The sequence below is a fragment of the Curtobacterium sp. MCBD17_028 genome, assembly GCF_003234875.1.
In the GTDB taxonomy this organism is placed as follows: Bacteria; Actinomycetota; Actinomycetes; order Actinomycetales; family Microbacteriaceae; genus Curtobacterium.
On the sequence record NZ_QKTQ01000023.1, the window covers coordinates 19,299 to 39,978 of the forward strand.

Consider the following 20,680-nt stretch of genomic DNA (forward strand, 5'->3'; position numbering starts at 1 on the left):
GGCTCGTGACCGTGCGCGCCCGGGGTGGGGCGGGCCTCCCGGCTGGTGGGCCGGAGGGCCGACGGGGTCAGCCCTGTGCGGCCTTCGCGTCCTGCTCGACGGACCGCAACTCGTGCTGCAGTTCGGCCGCCGACGTGGAGCGCACGACCGCGTCCGGGTAGTCCTTCAGGAACACCTTCTGCACGGCGCTGTCGTGGAACAGCTTGGCCAACGCGAGGTACGTCGCGTCGTGGACGTCCGCCTTGCGCGCCGCGAACACGTTCACGTACGGGGCCGCCGAGGTGCTCGACGGGTCGTCCTGGTAGATCGCGTCGTGCTTCGACAGGCCCGCGGCGGTCGCGTAGTTGTTGTTCACGACGGCGCCGTCCACCGAGCCGTTCTGGAGCGCGTTCGCCGTCTGCGAGGCGTCGACCGTCGTGACGTCGACCTTGTGCGACGTGATGTCGGCCGTCGTCGAGAACGCGCTCCCGCCGTCCCGGAGCTCCAACAGGTGGGCGGACTGCAGCACGAGCAACGCCCGGGCCTCGTTGATGGCGTCGTTCGGGATCGCGATCTTCGCGCCGTCACGGAACCCCGACGGCTTGCTGACCGTCGTCGAGTAGAGCGGCAGCGGGTACACGGCGGTCGCGCCGATCGGCTGCAGCGTGTCGTGCGCCGTCACGTCGTAGTTCGCCAGGTACTGGATGTGCTGGAACTGGTTGAGGTCGACCTGCCCCTGCTTGAGCGCCGGGTTCGGGAGGCTGTAGTCCGAGAAGTTGACGAGCTTGACCGTCACGTCGAGTCGCGACTTCGCGAGCTTGGTGTACGTCGCCCAGTAGGGCAGGGACTTGTCGGCCACGCCGATCGTGACGGTCCTCGGCGCCGCGGAGGACGAACCCGACGACGCGGTGTCGTCCCCGCCTCGGGTGGCGGCGACGACGATCGCGACGATGATCGCGATGACGACGACGATCGCGGCGATGATCCAGCCGAGGGGGCGTCGGCGGCGGGGGCGGTCGGGAAGGGTCGGTGCGGCGGACATCGGTGCTCCTGGTGCTCGGTGTGCGGTGGTGCGTCGTGCTGCTGCGTTCCGGCCGGTGCTGCGGCAGAACGTGGCTCCACTGTGCAGGCGCCCGTGGGGAGGGTCCACTCGCGTTCCGTCGTGTTACGGCGGAGTCCCTCGGGCGAGCGCGGGGCGGGCGGTGTCCCTCGGGCGAGCGCGGGTTGGGCGGTGTCCCTCGGGTGAGCGCTCCACGAACGGGGGACTTGGCCGGCCCGCGACGGCGGTGCACGATGATCCAGCCCACCGCCCCGCCCGTCCCTCGGGCCCACACCGGAGAAGACCGATGCCGTTCGTCCCCACCCTCACGGAACCGTTCCGCACCCAGCTCGTCGCTGCCGCTTCCGCGCGCGCCGCTGACCCGACGACCACCACCGCCTTCGTCGACTTCGTGCGACGCGAGTACCACGCGACGCAGGACTTCGAGCGCACCGCCGACGTCGCCGCGATCTGGGCGGCGTTCACGCACGTCCGCCCCGCGCGGTCCGTCCCGTCCGTCGCCACCGCGTCCGCCGCCTGACCGCAGCGGGCCGCCTGACCGCAGCGGGCCGCCTGACCGCAGCGGGCAGCTGCGGTGCCGCGGGCCGCGGCGTGTTCCGTCCGCGCCCGCCGGGATCGGTCGACAACTCAGGACCGGGCCTCCCGGTCGGGAGGCGCGGCGCGGGTTCTGCACGATCCTCCTGATTCGTCGACCGAGGAGGCGCGGGCCGGGGTCGGCGCGGGCCGGTGCCGTCGCGGCGAGGGCCCTCCAGCGCCGGTTCGGGCGGCTGCGCGCGGGTGCGCGCCTGCACGCCGGTGCCTGTCGACGATTCAGGACCGGGCCTCCGGTCGGGAGGCCCGGTGCCGGTTCCGCACGATCCTCCTGATTCGTCGACCGAGGAGGGCCGGGCCGGGGTCAGCGGGGGCCGGTGCCGCCGCGGCGAGCACCGGCCAGCGCCGGTCCGGGCGGCTGCGCGCGGGTGCGCGCCTGCACACCGGTGCCTGTCGACGATTCAGGACCGGGCCTCCCGGTCGGGAGGCGCGGCGCGGGTTCCGCACGATCCTCCTGATTCGTCGACGGAGGAGGCGCGGGCCGGGGTCGGCGCGGGCCGGTGCCGCCGCGGCGAGCACCGGCCAGCGCCGGTCCGGGGTGGGTGCGCGCTGGTGCGCGCCTGCACACCGGTGCCTGTCGACGATTCAGGACCGCGCCTCCGGGCCGGGAGGCGCGGCGCGGGTTCCGCACGATCCTCCTGATTCGTCGACCAGCGACGGGGGCTGGCCACGCTTCGCCCGCCCACGCCGCGGGCGCGCGCCCCGCGCGCCCACGCCGCGCGCGGCCGCACCACGGGCGGGCCCGCATCCCGGGTAACGAGCATGTGAACGGACCCAGGGAGACGACCCCAGAACGGGGCACGCGACGGGGCGGCCCGGGCCGGCTCGAGCGCGTCCCCCGGCTCCCGGAGAACGCGCGTCCTCCGGGCGCTGCCGAGGGGTGCAGGACGAGCTCGGAAGCGCCCCGAACGGGGTACAAAGCCGGAGCGGTCCGAGGTCAGGGTCCGTCGATCGCGACCACGATGACGCCCGTGCCACGGAACCGGCCACAGGTCGCCGCGCCGCACAGCGCGCAGTCGGTCCCGCGCCGGTAGTGCTCGTGGGCCTGCCGCTCGTGTCCGCAGACGCACCGCTCGCGGGGGTCGACGTCGCGACGTGCCATCGGGTCCTCCGGGCGTGGTGGAACTGGGCGGGGCGGATGGTTCGACCAGGTCGGCCGTTGTCGATCCTATCCGCCGGACTCGCCCCTCATCGGGGGGCGATCGGGGGACAACTCGGGTGCTCATGGGGGTTCCCGGAGAACGGTCGCTCCCCGTCCGTGAGGAGCCCGGACCGCGCCCGTCCTCCAGGAGTCCGGCCCGGTGCCGCAGACGCCGACCCGCGTGTACCCCGACCGCGCAGGGTGGACAGAGGGCTCTTGTCCCTCGGGGGCGGGGAGCGTATGTTCCTGCTCACCACCACCCTTACCCGAGGGTGGCGAGGATCAGCTCCGGCCGGTCGGTTGCTCACCCGAGAACCCGAACCCGAACCGCCGACCGTGTCGACGTTGATCCACGCTGCACCACGAGGGCAGAAGGCTGCCCTCGCCGACCCTTCCCTGGCCGGCCGTACCGACCCGTCGGTGCGGGTCGATCACGGAGGGGTCCAGACCGGCTCCCGAGGCCGGTCGTCACCCGAACCCGAAAAGTGGACACAGCATGAACCCGAACTTGCCTGCGCCCCTCAACGCCCCGATCCCGGCGGAACCGACGATCAGCATCGTCATCCCGGCACGGAACGAGGCGAAGAACCTGGCGCTCGTCCTGCCCACCCTGCCGCCGGTGCACGAGGTCATCCTCGTGGACGGCGACTCGATCGACGGCACCGCCGCGACCGCGAAGGCCGTCATGCCCGACATCCGCGTCGTGTCCCAGACCCGGCGCGGCAAGGGCAACGCCCTCGCCTGTGGTTTCGCCGTGGCGACGGGTGACGTCATCGTCATGTTCGACGCCGACGGTTCCGCCGACCCCACCGAGATCCCGCGCTTCGTCGAGGCGCTGGTGGCCGGGGCCGACGTCGCCAAGGGCTCGCGCTTCCGCCTCGGCGGTGGCAGCGAGGACATCACCGGCGTCCGTCGCGTGGGGAACGCCGGGCTCAACGTCCTGACGAACCTGCTGCTCGGCACCGACTACACGGACCTGTGCTACGGCTTCAACGCGTTCCGGCGGTCCGTGCTCCCGCACCTCGACCTGCCCGCCGTCGACGCCGCGCCCGCGGCCGACGGTCGGATGCTCTGGGGTGACGGGTTCGAGATCGAGACGATCATCAACTGCCGGATCGCGTTCGCCGACCTGGCCGTCGTCGAGGTCCCGAGCGTCGAACGACTGCGGATCCACGGCGAGAGCAACCTCAACGCCGTGTCGGACGGCTTCCGCGTGCTCAAGACGATCCTCGACGAGCGCACGCGCGGCCTGGCCGCTCGCCGCGTCGCCCGGACCGCCGCGAGGACCAGATCGGTGCACCCCGCCGGGGGCGCGATCGCGGTGCCGGCGCGTCAGCGTCGGGACGTCGCGTGACGGTGTGGAACCCCGCCGTCAGCGTCGTCGTCTGCGCGTACACGCAGCGACGGTGGGGTGACCTCCAGGACGCCGTCGACTCCGCGCTCCTCCAGCCGGAGGCCACCGAGGTCGTCGTCGTCATCGACCACGAGCCGGAGCTCCTCCGGATGACGCAGACGCGCTGGCCGCACCTCACGGTCGTGGCGAACCGTGGTCCCCAGGGTCTGTCCGGTGCTCGGAACACCGGCATGCACGTCGCGTACGGAGACGTCGTCGCGTTCCTCGACGACGATGCCACCGCGGCCGAGGACTGGCTCCGTCATCTCGTCGCCCCGTTCACCGACCCGAAGGTGATCGCGGTCGGCGGGCGGGCGGAGCCGGTCTGGCCCGCGGGTGCCCGTTCGGCGATGTACCCCGACGAACTCCTCTGGATCGTCGGTTGCAGCCACCGCGGCCTCCCCGAGGAGCTCGCCGAGGTCCGCAACGTCCTCGGCTGCTCGATGGCGTTCCGGCGTCGTCCGGCGCTGGCCGCGGGCGGCTTCGACACCGACACCGGTCGCGTCGGCGCGGTCCCGCTCGGCGGCGAGGAGACGGAGCTCTGCATCCGCCTCCGGCAGCAGGACCCGGAGGCGCGCATCCTGCTCGACCCCCGAGCCGTCGTGCACCACCGGGTGAGCGCCGACCGCGCCACGTGGTCGTACGTCCGCAGTCGGAGCTACCACGAGGGCATCTCGAAGGCGATCCTGGGCCGCAAGCTCGGCCGCGAGGACGCCCTGTCCAGCGAGACCGCCTACGCCGCGCACGTGCTGCCCGCCGCCCTCGTCCGCGAACTCGGCCAGGTGGGGCGCGGTGGTGCGCGCCGCATCGCTGCGATCGCCCTCATGGCGGCGGCGACGATCGCGGGGTACCTCCGCGCGGCACGGGCGACGCCGACGCTCGGTGCCGCCACGGTCCTCCCGTCCGTCCCCATGGTGACCGGACCCGCGTCATCCGTTCCGGCCCTCCCGTCCGTCGGTCTGGAGGCGCGACACCCGTCCGCCTCGCAGCTCCGCGGCGAGGTGGTGTCCGGGTGAGCGACCAGGTCCTCACCCCCGCCGTGTCGACGCCGGCACGCACGACCATCGGTCGTCGCGTGACGCTCGACTCGATCTGGATCCTCGCCGGCTACGCCGTGACGAGCGCCTCCGGGTTCGTGTTCTGGGTGGTCGCGGCGCGGATCATCCCGCCGGGGAAGCTCGGCGTCGACACCGCGATCTTCTCGATCTTCACGGCCGCGGCGCAGGTCGCGGCGTCCGGGATCGGGGACGCCCTGCTCGTCATGTTGCCGGGGCTGCGTCGCTGGCGCCGACCGCTCTACCGCGTCGGCGTCCTGACCGCGGTGCTCGTCGCGACGGCCGCCGGGGTCGTCGCGGGCGTGCTCGTCGTCCGGTTCGTCGACCCCGCCGCCCCCGCGTGGTCGGTCGTGCTCGGCGTCACGCTCTCGAGCGTCGTGTGGACGCTGTTCGTCCTCAAGGACCCGGTCCTCACCTCGCTCGGTGGTGCCCGGCTCAACCTGACGATGAACGGTCCGGTCAACCTCGCCAAGCTCGCGCTCATCCCGGTGCTCGTCGCACTGGTCGGCGCGGTCGGCAACCCCGTGCTCGTCGCCGCGGTCCTCCCGGCGGCCGGGGCGCTCGTCGTCGCCTACGGGATCCTGATCCCCCGGAGGATGCGCACGTTCGTCCCGGTCGTCGGGAACGCCGCGGAGCCGGGCCCGGAGGTCGCTCCCGCGTCCACCGACGAGGAGCGGCCGTTCCGCCGGTTCGCGGCCTTCGCGGGCCGGGTCGGCGTCGCGAACGGCCTGTACCTCGGTGGGGTGCTCATCATGCCGTTCCTCGTGACGACCGTCGCGGGCAGCGCGCAGGGCGCCCTGTTCGCGCTGTGCTTCCAGATCGGGCAGGTGCTCGACCTCGTCGTCATCGCGATCGGCACCTCCATGGCGACCCACGCGTCCACGAACCGCAGCGAGGCGGGCGCGCTCGCGTTCCGCACCTGGCTCGCCGTGGTGACCATCGTCGGGCTCGGGGTGGTCGCCCTCGTCGCGCTCGCGCCGTTCGTCCTCGGTCTCCTCGGGCACTACTACGTCGCCGCCGGCGGCGTGGCGGTGCTCAGCACGCTCGCGATCGGCTCCGTGCTGCGGACGGCGTACGAGGTGTGGGGGTCCATGCAGCGATCGCTGCACCGCACCACCGCGGTCCTCGTCGTGAGCGCGTCGTCGACCGTCGTCCTCGTGCCCGTCGCGATCCTGTGCATCGGCGCCTGGGGCGCGCTCGGCGGGGCCATCGCGATGGTCGTCACCACGGTCGGCCTCGCCACGGTCGGGTTCGTCGGGCTCCTCCGCGCCCGACGCGCGCCGGGCACGGGCCGACACAGCGCCGTCGCCTCGCCCGCCCCGATCGCGGGAGGCGCCGCGTGACCATCGGAACCGACCGCGTGCTGCACCGCCCCATGACGAGCCCCGTTCCTCCCGTGTGGGCCGGCGCACTCTGGGTCGGCGACCTCGACGTCCGCGAGCTCGACGACGCCGTCGCCCGGGACACCGAGGTGCTGCGGCTCGACGGCGCCGAGGGCTACCGGGGTGCCCGGCTCCTCGTCCGTCGCGGCGACACGGTGCTCGGCTTCGTCGAGGTCCCGGTCGTGGCCGGGGGCCTCGCGATCCCGGTGCTCGCCGACGCGGCCGCGCGGTTCGACCGGGGTGCCGCGGAACGCGCGGAGTCCTCGGCGCCGGACACCACCGCGGCGACCGTGACCGTCGTGATCTGCACCCGCGACCGGGCCGACCAGCTCCGGGACGCCCTGCGGAGCGTGCTCGCGGTCGACCATCCGGCGTTCGACGTCGTCGTGGTGGACAACGCGAGCGCGACGACGGCCACCGCGGACGTCATCGCGAACGAGTTCACGGACCCGCGTGTGCGCCTCGTGCACGAGGCGGTCCCGGGGCTGTCGAGCGCACGGAACACGGGCCTCCGACACGCGACGGGCGACGTCGTCGCGTTCACGGACGATGACGTCGTGGTCGATGCGGGTTGGTTGACGGCGATCACCCGCGCCTTCGCGAGCGCGCCGGACGTCGAGTGCGTGTCGGGACTCGTGCCGAGCGGCGAACTCAGGACGCCGGTGCAGCGGTACTTCGACGACCGAGTGTCCTGGTCCCGGAACCTGCGTCGCCGCGAGTTCCGGCTCGCCGAGCAGCCCGCCGACCTGCCGATGTTCCCGTTCTCGGTCGGCGAGTTCGGCACGGGCGCGAACTTCGCCCTCCGTCGGCGTACCGCTCTGGAGCTCGGCGGGTTCGACACGGCGTTCGGCGCCGGGACCCGCACGGGCGGCGGCGAGGACCTCGACGTGTTCACCCGGGTGCTGTTCGCCGGCGGGGCGCTCGTCGTCGACCCGTCCGCGCTCGTGTGGCACCGCCACCGCTCCGACCTGGCGGCGCTCCGATCGCAGGCGAAGGGCTACGGCGTCGGGCTCGGCGCGTGGCTCACGAAGGTGGCCCTCGAGCCCCGCATGGCGGCCCGCGCTGCCCGTCGTGCGCCCCAGGCCTTCGTCCGGCTCGTCGGCAAAGGCGCCGGCGGGCTGGCGGAGGGACCCGAACACGCCGTCGGCGGCACGGACCCGAGTCCGCCGCCGACGGTGGGGTCCGCTCACGCAGGCAGTGTGACCGCGATGTTGATGGGCTCGACCGCCGCGGCCGTTCCGACCACCGCCGGTTCGACCGCCGCGACGGCCCTGAGCGAGCCCACGGCGCTCGCCGCGACCCCGACGCACGAGGAGCTCGCCCGCGAGGTCCGCCGCGTCGGTCGGCTCGAACTGGCGAGCGTCCTGCTCGGTCCCGCCCGGTTCTTCCGGCAGCGGTGGGACGGAGCGACCGTCCTCGACCCCGCGTCGCGCACCGCGGTGACCGACGCCGGCGCGCCGGCCACGGCCTCGACCATGCCGATCCGACGCCCCACCCCCTGGGGCATCGTCGCGGCGCTCGTCGCCCTCGTCGGGCTGACCGCACTCGTGCCCGACACCGCGGAGTGGTGGCGCGGCATCGCCGTCGGCGCCCTCGTGCTCGTCGGACCGGGCGCGGCCCTGCGGACCTGGATCGACATGCGACCCTCGACGACCGTCGTGGTGGTGCCCGCGACGGGCATCGCGGTCACGATCCTCCTCACCGCTGCCATGGCGGCCACGGGCATCTGGGGCGTGGACGGGGCGCTCGTCGTGATCGCACTCCTGACCGCCGCCGGCGGCCTCGACCGGTGGGTCCTCGCGGGACGGCGACCCGAACGCCGCACCGCCCATCGGTCGAGGGTCCCGCGGTTCGAACGCTGGCTCACCGAACGGGCCACCGTCGTCCGTGGCCGCCTGCGTCCCGTGCGCCGCCACGGACGCGCCGAGGAGGGAGCCTCGTCGTGACGACACCGACCCTCCTCCTCGCGGGCCTGCGGGCCACCGGGTTCCGGTCCGCCAGCGTCACCGTTCCGCGGTCGCGCGCGCACGTCGTCGTGGCGACCAGGCTCGTCGTCGTGGCGGCACTCGTGGTGGCGGTGGTGTCGATCCCCGCGATCCCGTCCGCGACGCACACCACCCTCGGGCTGCTGTTCGCCGGCGTGCCCGGCGTGCCGATCGCGATCGGCCTGTCCGGCCTCGGGTTCGTGCTCGCGGTCCGGTCGGGCTCCGTCGTGGACGCGTGGGTGGCGACCGTCGTGTCGGTGCTGTGCATGCGCCTCCCGATCGCCCTCGGGGCCGGCGCGCCGATCTACAGCTGGACCTACAAGCACCTCGGGGTCGTCGACTGGATCCAGCACCACGGGCACGTCGCCACGGGGGTCGACATCTACGCGGGGTGGCCCGGTGTGTTCGCGGCGATCGCGTGGTTCTCGACCGCCACGGGGATCTCGCCGGTGTCGATCGCGCAGTGGTTCGAGGTCGGCGCGGACATCGCCCTCGTCGGCGCCGTCGGCGCCCTCGCACGGTCCCTCGGGACGTCGCGACTGAGTGCCGTCACCGCCGCGTTCATCGTCGGCGTCGCGAACTGGGTCGGCCAGGACTACCTGTCTCCGCAGGCCGTGTCGTTCCTCCTCGGGATCGTCATCGTCACACTCCTGGTTCGCAGCCGCACGCGTCCGGTGCTCGGGTGGCTGACCCTGCCCCTGTTCGCCGCGATCGCGGTGTCCCACCAGTTGACGCCGTACTGGCTGCTCGTCGTCGCGGCCGCGTTCGGCGTGCTCGGCACGGTCCGGCCGCGGACGATCGTCGTCCCGTTCGGGATCCTCGCCGGCCTCATGGTGCTGCTCAACTGGCACCTCGTGCAGGAGTACACGACGGGGCAGGCGTTCGACCCGCTCGCCAACGCGCAGACCGTGTCGACCGGTGCCGGCAGCATCGGCATGACGGTGACGGCACTCGCGGCGCGGGCGGTGTCCCTCGGCGTCTGGGGATCGGCCGGGTTGCTCGTCCTGGCCGGGCTCCGTCCCGACCGCTTCGGCGGCACACGGCTCCGCCGCTGGAGCACCCTCCGGCTGGCAGTGGTCGCCTTCGCGCCGTTCGCGCTCCTCGCCGGGCAGAGCTACGGCGGCGAGGCCATCTACCGCGTGTTCCTGTACTCCGTCCCCGGCTGCGCCGTCCTCATCGCGCCGGTGCTCGTCCGGTGCATCCGCGCGGGCGTCCGGGGCCGCGTCGACATCCGGACGGGAGGCGCGGTCCACGCCCGTCGATCGAGGAGCGCCGTGCTCGCCGGTCGCCTCGCCCTGACGGGGACGGCGGTCGCCGTCGTCGTGGCGTCGCTCGCATCCGGGCAGGCGGTCTACGGCGCCTGGTTCTCCAACCTCGTGACGCCGGCCGAACTCAGCGTCAGCACGCAGCTGCTCGAGACCGCGCCCGTGCCGTCCCAGCTCCTCGCGCCGGCCGCCGCCGGACCCGGGCGGATGACGGAGCAGTACGTCGACCAGGCGCGCGTGGACCCGCAGTTCGACGCGAGCATGACGACCTGGGCGGGGTGGGCCGGACAGTCCTTCCGGGACCCGGCCGTCGAGCAGAAGCTCACCACGGCCCTCCGGGGCGGCGGGCGCCCGGTCTACATGCTCATCACGGACCAGATGGTCGACTGGGCCGAGTACAACGGCACGTACCCCCACGGCGCGCTGCAGCGGCTCAGCGGACAGATCGCTGCGGACCCGCGCTGGACCACCGTCGTGTCGGCGCCCGGCGTGGTGCTGTACCGGCTGACGGGGACGACCTCGTGACCGCCATCGCGCGTCGTCCGGACCCCGCGCTGCCGACAGCGACGGCCGACCGCGTGAGCGCTCCCGCCACCGAGCGGCGGTGGGAGGACGCTCGTGCCGACCCCGACACCTGACGCGTTCCCCGTCGCCCGGATCGTCGAGCACGGCGGCGTGCCCCTCCGCGACCGCACCACGCGACACGGCGGGACGGCTCGGCACGGGGGTTCGGCGCTCGCGCGTGCCTCGGACGGCGGGCGCACGATCTCGGTCCCACGGCGGCGTCGCCCCCTGCTGTGGATCGTCGTGCTCGCCGGGGTGGTCGTCGTGGCGCTCGTCGTCGCCTGGGCCGTCCGGGCGCGAGGAGGAGACCCGGTGACCCAGCCCGCGCCGACCTCGAACGGGACACCGTCCTCGACCCCGAGCCCGTCCGGCGTCGTGCGCGACGACTTCGACGGCACCGCGGGGTCTCCGCCCGACCCGTCCGTCTGGACCGCACAGACCGGGGCCGGTGGCTGGGGCAACGGCGAACTGCAGACCTACCAGGCGGCGAACGGCGTGCTCGACGGCAGCGGGCACCTCGTGCTCACCGCGCACGTCGGGGGCACCCCCGCCACGCCGACCTACACCTCGGCCCGGCTGACCACCGCCGGCAAGTTCTCGTTCACGACCGGCACGCTGTCCGCCCGGATCGAGCTGCCCGACGGCCAGGGGCTCCTGCCCGCGTTCTGGTTGCTCGGCTCGGACGTCGACCACGTCGGATGGCCCGCGGCCGGTGAGGTGGACATCGTCGAGACGCCGAACACCACCGCGGACTCGGTGCACACCGTCCACGCGCCGAGCACCACCTCGGACACCCAGGACGTCGCGTCGAGCACGACCGTCCACCACAGCACCCCGCTGAGCGACGGCTTCCACGTGTACTCGGTGTCGCGCACCGCCGACAGCATCACGACCGCCATCGACGGTCACACTGCGATGCGCATCACCCGCTCCACCGCTCCGCCGACCACGCGCTGGGTGTTCGACCAGCCGATGGACGTCCTGTTCAGCCTCGCCGTCGGCGGGAACTGGCCCGGTCCGCCGGACGCGTCCACCCCCACGACGTCACGGATGGTCATCGACTGGATCCAGGTGGATTCCCGAGCCTGACGATCGTGGTTGGCTCGGGGCATGCCCATCGTGTCGACCCCCGTCGCCGACCTCGAGTACCACGACGACGGACCGGCCGACGGCACCCCGGTCCTGCTGCTCCACGGGTTCCCCGACACGCCCGCGACCTGGGACGGTGTGCTCGCGCTCCTGCCCGACGACGTCCGGGCGATCCGGCCGATGCTCCGCGGGGTGGGTGCGAGCCGGGTCCGTGACGACGCCGCTGACGCCCGGTCCGGTCAGGTCGCCGCGCTCGCCGCCGACGTCCTCGACCTGGCCGACGCGCTCCGACTCGATCGGTTCCTGCTCGTCGGGCACGACTGGGGCGCCAGGGCCGCGCACGCCGTCGCCGTGCTCGCTCCCGAGCGACTCACCGGACTCGTCACGATCGCGACGCCGTACGGGGACCGGGGACACCTGAGCGCCGCGGAACGACTCGACGACGCCGCGGTCGCCTGGTACCGGTACTGGCTCTGCACCGAGGCCGGCGCGCGGGCCTTCCGCACCGACCCCACCGCGCTCGTCCGATGGGCCTGGGCCAACTGGTCCCCCTCGCTCCGGCTCGACCCCACCGAGGAGCAGGCCATGCTCGGGGCGTTCGACACGGACGAGTTCGCCGCCGACGTCGTGCACTACTACCGACACGGTGCGGGCGAGGCGCCCGGCTCGCCCCGGTACGCCTCGACCCAGGCGCTCCTCGACGCGTGGCCGGCGATCACGGTGCCGACGACCTTCCTCATCGGCACGGCCGACGGGTGCGAGACCCTGCCCGCAGCCCGGGGCAACGAGGCGTCCTTCGCGAGCGGACGCGACCTCGTCGAGCTCCCCGGCGTGGGCCACTTCGTCCAGCGTGAGGACCCCGTCGCCGTCGCCGCCGCGGTCCGCGCACACCTCGACCGCGTGGGCCGCGCCACCGGCGCCTGAGGGGCCCCCGCACCGTGCGCAGCATCGAGCTCGTCTTCGACGACGCCACCGACGGTGCCCTCCGTGCCGGATGGCGGGCCCTGGTCGACGCGGGGCTCCCGAGCCTCGCGCTCCACGACAGCCCGTCGAACCGGCCGCACGTGACCCTGGTGGCCGGGCCGACGCTGGAACCGGTGCCGTGCCTCCCGGCCGTTGCCGCCACCCACCCTGCCGAGGTGCGGTTCGGCGGTCTCACCCTGTTCCCGGCCGCCCGCGGGCGGTTCGTGCTCGTGCGCGCCGTCGTCGTGTCCGAGGCACTCGGCGCGTTCCACCGCCGCGTCCACGAGGTCGTACCCGGGGGCCTCCCGACGAGCCTGCCGGACGCCTGGTCGCCACACGTCACCATCGCGCGACGCCTGCCGCCCGAGGCGCTCCCCGCCGCGGTCTCCGCGCTCGCGGCGGTCCCCGTGCCCGAGTTCGGCGCGGTCGCCGGCGTCCGGTTCTGGGACGGGGACGAGCGGGTGGTGACGCCCCTCACCGGTGTGTGAGGCGCGACCGCGCGGCTGCCTGACCGCGCGGCCGCGCGACCGCGTAAACGCGTGGCCGCGTGGCCGCGTGGCCGCGTGGCCGCGTGGCCGCGTGACCGCGTGGCCGCGGCTGCCTCACCGCGCGACCGCGGGACCGCGCGACCGCGTGACCGCGTAAACGCGTAACCGCGTGACCGCGCGGACTCCCGGCTGTGTGACCGCGTGTGTCGACAACGCAGGAAGAGGCCGTCTCCGGCGGCGCCGGGCCTCCGCTCCGGACCTGCGTTCCTGCGTTGTCGACGGGGCGCTGGGGTTCGAGGCAGCTGCTGTTGCTCCGGTCCGTTCCGTCCGCCCACCCCGTCCGGCCGTCCCGTCCGTTGGCTTCTCCCGTTCGCTCCGCTGCCACGTGGACAACGCAGGAAGACCGCGTTCACTCGGGGTCGGGTCCCTGCAGCGGCACCATTTTCCTGAGTCGTCGACGGGCCGCTGCCGCCCCGAGGCGGGTGCCGTTGCTCCCGGACGCTTCCATCGTCCGCTGCCACCGTGCGCTGCGACCGTGCGCTGCGATCGGTTCGCTCCGCTGTCGTGTCGAGAACGCAGGAAGACGGCGTCGCGGGTGGGGTGAGGGCTCTGCTCCGGGCTTGGGTTCCTGCGTTGTCGACGGGTCGCTGCGGCCCTGAGGCGGGTGCCGTTCCTCCCGGGCGCTTCCATCGTCCGCTGCGACCGTGCGCTGCGATCGTGCGCTGCGCACGGTTCGCTCCGCTGTCGTGTCGAGAACGCAGGAAGACGGCGTCGCCGTTGAGGGGGCGCTTCGCCATTCGCGCCGATTTCCTGATTCATCGACGGTCGGGATGTGACGGGACGGGACGGGACGGGACGGGACTGGGCAGGGTGGGAGGCGCGGTGCCGGCAGGGCGGGAGGCGCGGCACGGGAGGCGCGACCGGACCGGAGGCGCGGCGCGACCGGACCGGAGGCGCGGCGCGACCGGACCGGAGGCGCGGCGCGACCGGACGGGAGGCGCGGCGCGACCGGACCGGAGGTGCGGCGGGCGCGACCGGACAGGAGGCGCGGTGCCGACGAGCGGCACGTGACGCCGGGACAACGGGTGCGGCCCGGCCACCGAGGCCGGGCCGGGAGGCGCGTCAGACCCCGAGGACGCGCTCGCCGAACGCGGACGCGAACCGCCGTTCCGGGTCGATCCGGGCGACGAGGGACCGGAACGCGGGGAGCCGTGGGTAGAGCGCCGCGATGGCATCCGGCCCGAGGGACGACATCTTGCCCCAGTGGGGCCGTGCATCGAACGGGACGAGCGCGGCCTCGATGTCCGGCAGCAGCGCGGCGACCTCGTCGACGTGACGACGCCAGGTGAACGCGATGCACAGCGTCGCGGACCCCTGACCGGGGCTGAGCCACAGGTCGTCAGGAGCGGTGGTCCGGAGCTCCGCGACGTGGAGGTGCGGGCGGATGCGGTCGCCGAGCGCGTGGACGGCGTCGAGTGCCTCGGCGGCCCGGTCGAGCGGCACGAAGTGCTCACTCTGGATCTCGGACCCGACCGACGGCACCGTGCCCACGGTGAAGTGGGGGAGGCGGTCCCACCATGGTCCGGGCGTGCCGTCGCGGGCCGTGCGGTGGTCGTCACCCGGTAGCGGCGGCAGGCGATGTGCGCCGACGATGGCCTCGGGCACGGCGACGTCGTCGGCGCCGTCGGGGATCCGCGTCTTCACGAGGACCTCGCGCACCGTGCCGTCCCAGTTCGTGAAGCAGCACACGCTCGTCCCGGCGGCGAAGACCTCGCGCACGGACCCGAGGAACGCCGTCCAGGGGATCGCGCCGTATGCGTCCTGGCGCATCCGGTAGGCGGGCTCGACGTCCAGTGTGATCCGGGTGACGACCCCGAGGAGGCCCAGGTGGAGCACCGCGCCCGCGTGCTCCGGGTCGCCTCGGACGATCCGGTGCAGCGTGCCGTCCCCGCCGACGAACTCGAGACCGGCGACCGCTGACGACAACGACCCGAGGCGGGTGCCGGAGCCGTGCGTTCCGGTGGCGGTGGCGCCTCCGACCGAGATGTGCGGCAGCGAGCCCATGTTGTGGAGCGCGAGACCCGCGGCGTCGAGCGCGGGAGCGACGTCGCCGTACCGCGTGCCGGCGCCGAGCGTCACCGTCCGGCGGTCCGGCGCGATCTCCAGGTCGGCGGGGATCGCCGTGACGTCCACGAGCACGCCCGGTCCGTCGGCGACGTCGTTGAACGAGTGGCGGGTGCCTATGCCGCGCACCCGTTCGGCTCCCGACACGAGTTCCTGCACGGCCTCGATCGAGGTGGGGCGTTCGATGCGCTCGGCGGTGTACATGTAGGTGCCCGCCCAGTTCAGCTCGCTCGTCATCGCGCCCATGGGGGTCACCCTCTCATGCGACGGGAGGCGTCGGTCCGTCCGACCCGTCGCACCCGTCGGTCAGACGGACAGACGGGTCGTGTCGGTCGCGTGTCGGTCGCAGCGCAGCGCGTCGGTCGGTCGGTCGGTCGGTCGGTCGGTCCGAGGGTCAGTGCGTGGGCGACGGCACGAGGCCCGGCGCGAGCTCCGGCTTGCGGACCATCGCGGAGGCGGCGATGCCGAACAGCGAGATGATCGCGCCGACGAGGAACGCCGTCCGGACGCCGGCTGCGGTCGCATCGACCGAGACCGCCGAGCTCGCGCCCCCACCCGCGGCAGCGGTGCCGATCGCCATGAGGGTGACGAAGAGGGCAGTCCCCGCAGCCCCCGCCAGCTGCTGAGCCGTTCCGAGCAGCGCCGACCCGTGCGAGTACAGGTCGGGCGTGAGTCCACCGAGTCCCGCGGTGAACAACGGCGTGAAGGTGAGCGCGAGCCCGATGCTGAGGAGCACGTGCGCCGCGAGCACGAACCACACGCTCGTGGTCGGACTGAGCATCGTGAACATCCACAGCACGACGCTCACGAGGACTGCGCCCGGCACCGCGAGCACCTGCGCGCCGTGCTGGTCGTACAGCCGCCCGACCACCGGCGAGAGCAGACCCATGACGAGCCCGCCGGGCAGGAGCAGCAGACCGACCTGCAGGACGGGCAGCCCGAGCACGGTCTCGAGGTAGATCGGCAGCAGGATCAGCGTGCCGAACATGGCGATCATCGCGATGCACATGGCGATGATCGCGATGGTGAACGTCCGCACCCGGAACGTCCGCAGGTCGAGCAGCGCGCGGTCCCGTCGCTGCAGGGACCGTTGCCGCGCGATGAACCCCACGAGCGCGACGAGTCCGACCGTGAGCGCGATGACGGGAGCCCAGATGCCCCCGCTGCCGATCGTCGCGATGCTGGACAGGCCGTACACGATCCCGCCGAAGGCGAACGCGGACACGATGACGGACCCGACGTCGAGTGGGACGCGTCGTGGCGTGGAGACGTTCCGCACCTTGAGGAGCCCGATGACCAGGGCCGCGAGCGCGATCGGGAGGACGAAACCGAACATGGACCGCCATGTGAACGACTGCAGGATGAGCCCCGAGATCGTGGGCCCGATTGCCGGCGCCACCGAGATCACGATCGAGATGTTGCCCATCACGCGGCCACGGCGCTGCGGCTCGACGAGTGTCAGCACGGTCGTCATGAGCAGGGGCATCATGATCGCCGTTCCGCTCGCCTGCACGACCCGGCCGACGAGCAACACCGGGAACCCCGGCGCGAGCAGGGCGATCACGGTGCCCGCCGAGAACAGGCTCATCGCCCATGTGAACACGGGCCGCGTCGGGAACCGCTCGAGCAGGAACCCGGTGATCGGGATCACGACCGCCATGGTCAACATGAACCCGGTGGTGAGCCATTGCCCCGTCGTCGCGCTGATGTCCAGGTCCGTCATGAGCCGCGGGAGGGCCACGCCCATGATCGTCTCGTTCAGGATGACGACGAACGCGGAGACGAGCAGGAGTCCGATGACCAGGCGCGCGGTCGCCGGGGACGTCGACGACGGCCCGGCTGGGTCGGAACGAGCGCTGGTGATCAGGGTGGCGGCGTCGGGATCGGCCATGGACCGAGGCTAGCGGCCTCCTGTGACATCGGACAGGGTCAGCTGGACGTCCGGGGAGCCCGGGGCCAGCGCGGCGACGCTCAGCGCGCGACCGCGTCGAACGACCGCAGCCGGAACAGCCCGAGCAGCGTCCCGACGACGACCGCGGCGGCGAACACCACGCCCGTCGCGGTCAGTCCGACGGCATGGCTGAGCAGCCCCGCCGCGACGGCGGGGACGGCGATCGCCAGGTACGCCACCACGAAGTACGTGGTCGTCGTCGCGGTGCGGTCCGCTGCCGCCGTGGCGCCCGTGACGGTCCGGAGGCCCGCCATGAACAGGAGGCCCTGCCCGGCCCCGGCGAGCACTGCGGACGCGATGAGGGTGGGCAGCGACGCGGCGAGCAGAGCGACGACGAGCACCGCCATGCCGACGACGAGGCCGACGGTCCCGACGAGGACGAGTGCCCGGTTCGAGAGGGGACGGAGCGACACCTGCGCCGCCGCGGAGGCGCCGAACAGCAGGAACGTCACGGTCCCGACGACCGCGGGCGAGTGCACCCCGATGACCGTGCCGACGAAGTTCGGCGCGATCGACGAGAACAGCCCGCACACCGCGAACCCCGTGACCGCCCCGATGGCGGCCGCGCCGAAGACCGACCGGGTCTCCGACGGGACGCGCGGCGGTTGCAGCCGGAACGGCGTCCGCTCACCGGCGGTCTCGCGCATCGTGAGCAGGGCGAACCCCGCGATGACGAGCAGTCCGGCGTGCACCACGTACGGCGCGCGGAGGGGCCACGGGGTGACGGTCGCGACCACGCCCGCCATGAGCATGCCGAGTCCGAGCCCGCCGATGTTCCCCGCGGTGGCGAGCGCTCCGGCGAGCTTCTCGCGGCCCCGGGGGGCGGCCTCGAGCACCGCGACCGTGGCGGTGGACGTGAAGATGCCCGCGGAGAACCCCGAGAGCACGCGCCCCGCGTACAGGAGCCACTCGGGGGTGCCGACCGTGAACAGCCCCGCCGAGAGCAGGGACAGCACGATGCCGACGAGGAGCGCCGGTCGTCGGCCGATCGTGTCCGACAGGCGGCCGACGAGCACGAGCGCGAGGATCACGCCACCGGCGTAGACCGCGAACAGCACGGTCGTCGCGGCGCTGCCGAACCCGAAGTGCGCCTCGTAGGTCGGGTACAGCGGCGTCGGGATGGTCGTCCCCATCATGACGGCGGTGAAGACGTAGACGGCGGCGACGAGTCCGGGCACCCGTCCGACCGTACTCGGCGGCGTCAGTGCAGGATGTCGAACGACCCGCTGTCGGCGTGGGGCGCGACCGAGCGCACCGCGACGTCGGTGACGGTGGCCGACGGCGGCCCGACGTGGAGGAGCTCCATGAGCGTGTCGACCGCGGCCTCCGGTCCCTCGGCCTCCACCTCGACCGTCCCGTCGAACAGGTTGCGTGCGTACCCGGCGAGCTCGAGCCCGTCCGCCTTCCGTGCGGTCCAGTAGCGGAATCCGACCCCCTGGACCGATCCGGACACGACGGCGTGCATCCTCGTGATCGGTGTCATGCCGCCCACTGTAGGAGCGGCGCGTTTCATGGCCGTCACGGCTCGTTTTCGTCGCGGTGACGATCCAGCCGCACCTCTGCCGATTCGCGCCGGCGGAGGGATCGGGTCATACTGACCTCATCAGTTCGGGTCACTCCGACCAGAACCCGATCGACCAGGATCGTGATGACCACACCGGACCACGGCATCCGCGTCGCCGTGTCGACGGTCATCGTGGCGCTCCGACGGCACCCCGAGACGGGCGATCTCGCGCTGGCGATGCCCCTGGTCCGCCGCGTGACCGAGCCGTTCGAGGGGACCTGGGCGCTGCCCGGTGGATGGGTCGGCGTCGACGAGGGCCTCGAGGAGTCCGCGGCCACCCGGCTGTTCGAGACCACCCGCGTGCAGCCCCGGTACCTCGAGCAGCTGTACGCCTTCGGCGACGTCGACCGATCGCCGGACCGGGTGGTCTCGATCGTCTACTGGGCGCTCGTCCGCGGCGACGAGACGCCCGGCGTGCCCGACGACTGGAACGTCCGCTGGTTCTTCGCCGAGCACCTGCCACGACTCGCCTTCGACCACGACCGCATCGTCGACTACGCGCTGTGGCGCCTGCGGAACAAGGTCGGCTACTCGCGGATCGCCCAGGCGTTCCTCGGCGACCGGTTCACGCTCGCCGAGCTCCGCAGCGTCCACGAGGCGATCCTCGGCCGCCGCCTGGACCCGGCGAACTTCCGCCGGCAGGTGGCCCAGTCGGACGCGATCGTCGCGACCGACGAGCTGTCCTCGGGAGGCCGTCACCGGCCGGCGCGCCTGTACCGCTCCAACCCCCTCCTCGCCTTCGCCGACAACGGGCCCCTCGGATCCGACCGGCCCCCAGCACCACCGACGGGAACCTGATGTCCATCGCAACCACCATCGACCTCATCTCGAACGGTCGCGCGGCCGGCAGCACCTGCACGCCCGACCTCGCCGCTCCCACCTGGACCTTCGATGCCCGGCCCGGCTACGGACCCGGGTCCTCGATGTCCGACCTCATCCCCACCTCGGCGCCGCGCCAGGGCGTGATCCCGGAGGAGTACCGGACCGCGCCGGAGGCCGAGCTGCACGCCCGGATCGAGGCCGCCAAGGCCACCCTCGGTGATCGGGTCGTCGTGCTCGGGCACTTCTACCAGCGCGACGAGGTCGTGCGACACGCGGACTTCCTCGGCGACTCCTTCCAGCTCGCGAACGCCGCGCTCACCCGTCCCGACGCCGAGGCGATCGTGTTCTGCGGCGTGCACTTCATGGCCGAGACCGCGGACGTCCTCGCCCGCCCCGAGCAGCACGTCATCCTGCCGAACCTCGCCGCCGGGTGCTCGATGGCGGACATGGCCGACATCGACAGCGTCGAGGCGGCCTGGGAGCAGCTCGAACTCCTGTACGGCACCGAGCCCGACGCCGACGGCCGCGTGCCGGTGATCCCGGTCACCTACATGAACTCGGCGGCGGACCTCAAGGCGTTCTGCGGTCGTCACGGCGGCATCGTCTGCACGTCCTCGAACGCCGCGACCGTCCTCGAGTGGGCGTTCGAGCGCGGCCAGCGCGTCCTGTTCTTCCCGGACCAGCACCTCGGGCGGAACACCGCGAAGGCGATGGGGGTCAGCACCGACCGCATGCCGATGTGGAACCCCCGGAAGCCGCTCGGCGGCAACGACGCCGCAACGCTCCAGGCGGCCCAGGTCGTCCTGTGGCACGGGTTCTGTTCCGTGCATCGCCGGTTCACCGTCGAGCAGATCGAGCAGGCGCGCGCCGCCGATCCCGACGTCGTCGTGGTCGTGCACCCCGAGTGCCCGATGGAGGTCGTCGACGCCGCGGACGTCGCCGGCAGCACCGACCTCATCCGCAAGGTCGTCGCCGCGGCCGAGGAGCCCACGACCTTCGCGATCGGCACCGAGATCAACATGGTGAACCGGCTGGCGGCCGAGTTCCCGCAGCACGACATCTCCTGCCTCGACCCCGTGGTGTGCCCGTGCTCGACGATGTACCGGATCCACCCGGGCTACCTCGCATGGGTGCTCGAGGCGCTGGTCCGCGGCGAGGTCCTCAACGAGGTCCGCGTCCCGGACGACATCGCGGCCGACGCGCGGGTCGCGCTCGAGCGCATGCTCGCCGCACGCCCCCGCCCCCTCGCGCCCGCTCGCCCCCT

At 73.3% G+C, this 20,680-nt stretch carries 17 protein-coding genes; 11 read left to right on the forward strand and 6 right to left on the reverse strand.

Annotation, left to right across the window (positions count from 1 at the left end; genetic code table 11):
* Positions 1-67: 67 nt before the first annotated feature.
* Positions 68-1,021 carry a MetQ/NlpA family ABC transporter substrate-binding protein gene (locus tag DEI86_RS15640; RefSeq protein ID WP_111050127.1) on the reverse strand — a complete coding sequence of 318 codons (954 nt, stop codon included), beginning with the start codon at positions 1,019-1,021 and terminating at the stop codon, positions 68-70.
* Between the two features lie 304 nt (positions 1,022-1,325).
* On the opposite strand from DEI86_RS15640, the gene DEI86_RS15645 reads away from it, so the two are divergent.
* On the forward strand, positions 1,326-1,559 hold the full coding sequence (locus DEI86_RS15645) for a hypothetical protein (RefSeq protein WP_111011648.1): 234 nt from the start codon (positions 1,326-1,328) through the stop codon (positions 1,557-1,559).
* Between the two features lie 1,008 nt (positions 1,560-2,567).
* On the opposite strand, the gene DEI86_RS16665 is transcribed toward DEI86_RS15645, so the two are convergent.
* On the reverse strand, positions 2,568-2,732 hold the full coding sequence (locus DEI86_RS16665; protein WP_181434970.1) for a hypothetical protein: 165 nt from the start codon (positions 2,730-2,732) through the stop codon (positions 2,568-2,570).
* Positions 2,733-3,267: 535 nt separating this feature from the next.
* Here DEI86_RS16665 and DEI86_RS15650 point away from each other — a divergent pair.
* The 8 genes from DEI86_RS15650 (at position 3,268) to DEI86_RS15685 (ending at position 12,955) form a co-directional block, all read left to right on the forward strand.
* The gene (locus tag DEI86_RS15650; RefSeq protein WP_111011649.1) at positions 3,268-4,125 is read left to right on the forward strand and encodes a glycosyltransferase family 2 protein; all 858 of its coding nucleotides are present in this window, start codon (positions 3,268-3,270) and stop codon (positions 4,123-4,125) included.
* Entirely contained in the window at positions 4,122-5,180 is a 1,059-nt protein-coding gene (locus tag DEI86_RS15655) for a glycosyltransferase family 2 protein (protein WP_181439820.1), read from the forward strand. The genes DEI86_RS15650 and DEI86_RS15655 overlap by 4 nt, the downstream gene beginning before the upstream one ends.
* Positions 5,177-6,562, forward strand: a complete 1,386-nt coding sequence (locus DEI86_RS15660; RefSeq protein WP_111014087.1) for a lipopolysaccharide biosynthesis protein — start codon at positions 5,177-5,179, stop codon at positions 6,560-6,562. Before DEI86_RS15655 ends, DEI86_RS15660 begins: the two co-directional genes overlap by 4 nt.
* Entirely contained in the window at positions 6,559-8,547 is a 1,989-nt protein-coding gene (locus tag DEI86_RS15665; RefSeq protein WP_220038538.1) for a glycosyltransferase family 2 protein, read from the forward strand. Before DEI86_RS15660 ends, DEI86_RS15665 begins: the two co-directional genes overlap by 4 nt.
* Entirely contained in the window at positions 8,544-10,376 is a 1,833-nt protein-coding gene (locus DEI86_RS15670; RefSeq protein WP_111050129.1) for a hypothetical protein, read from the forward strand. The genes DEI86_RS15665 and DEI86_RS15670 overlap by 4 nt, the downstream gene beginning before the upstream one ends.
* A 93-nt stretch (positions 10,377-10,469) precedes the next feature.
* On the forward strand, positions 10,470-11,504 hold the full coding sequence (locus DEI86_RS15675) for a glycoside hydrolase family 16 protein (protein ID WP_111050130.1): 1,035 nt from the start codon (positions 10,470-10,472) through the stop codon (positions 11,502-11,504).
* Between the two features lie 21 nt (positions 11,505-11,525).
* A complete protein-coding gene (locus DEI86_RS15680; protein WP_111050131.1) occupies positions 11,526-12,428 on the forward strand; it encodes an alpha/beta fold hydrolase in 903 nt (300 codons plus the stop codon).
* A gap of 14 nt (positions 12,429-12,442) precedes the next feature.
* The gene (locus DEI86_RS15685; protein WP_111050132.1) at positions 12,443-12,955 is read left to right on the forward strand and encodes a 2'-5' RNA ligase family protein; all 513 of its coding nucleotides are present in this window, start codon (positions 12,443-12,445) and stop codon (positions 12,953-12,955) included.
* A gap of 1,122 nt (positions 12,956-14,077) precedes the next feature.
* On the opposite strand, the gene DEI86_RS15695 is transcribed toward DEI86_RS15685, so the two are convergent.
* The 4 genes from DEI86_RS15695 to DEI86_RS15710 all read right to left on the reverse strand — a co-directional run bounded on the left by DEI86_RS15695 (position 14,078) and on the right by DEI86_RS15710 (position 18,513).
* Positions 14,078-15,325: an FAD-binding protein gene (locus DEI86_RS15695; RefSeq protein ID WP_111050134.1), complete on the reverse strand. Its 1,248-nt coding sequence runs from the start codon at positions 15,323-15,325 to the stop codon at positions 14,078-14,080.
* Between the two features lie 148 nt (positions 15,326-15,473).
* On the reverse strand, positions 15,474-16,970 hold the full coding sequence (locus tag DEI86_RS15700; protein WP_111050135.1) for a DHA2 family efflux MFS transporter permease subunit: 1,497 nt from the start codon (positions 16,968-16,970) through the stop codon (positions 15,474-15,476).
* A gap of 80 nt (positions 16,971-17,050) precedes the next feature.
* A complete protein-coding gene (locus DEI86_RS15705) occupies positions 17,051-18,208 on the reverse strand; it encodes an MFS transporter (protein WP_220037918.1) in 1,158 nt (385 codons plus the stop codon).
* Between the two features lie 23 nt (positions 18,209-18,231).
* Complete coding sequence (locus DEI86_RS15710; protein WP_258376583.1) at positions 18,232-18,513, reverse strand: acylphosphatase; 282 nt, start codon at positions 18,511-18,513, stop codon at positions 18,232-18,234.
* Between the two features lie 165 nt (positions 18,514-18,678).
* On the opposite strand from DEI86_RS15710, the gene DEI86_RS15715 reads away from it, so the two are divergent.
* Together DEI86_RS15715 and nadA are read left to right on the forward strand one after the other, a co-directional pair.
* Entirely contained in the window at positions 18,679-19,392 is a 714-nt protein-coding gene (locus DEI86_RS15715) for an NUDIX domain-containing protein (RefSeq protein WP_111050136.1), read from the forward strand.
* Positions 19,392-20,680: quinolinate synthase NadA (nadA, locus tag DEI86_RS15720; protein WP_111050137.1), on the forward strand; the 1,289-nt coding region annotated here is incomplete at its 3' end. The genes DEI86_RS15715 and nadA, both read left to right, overlap by 1 nt.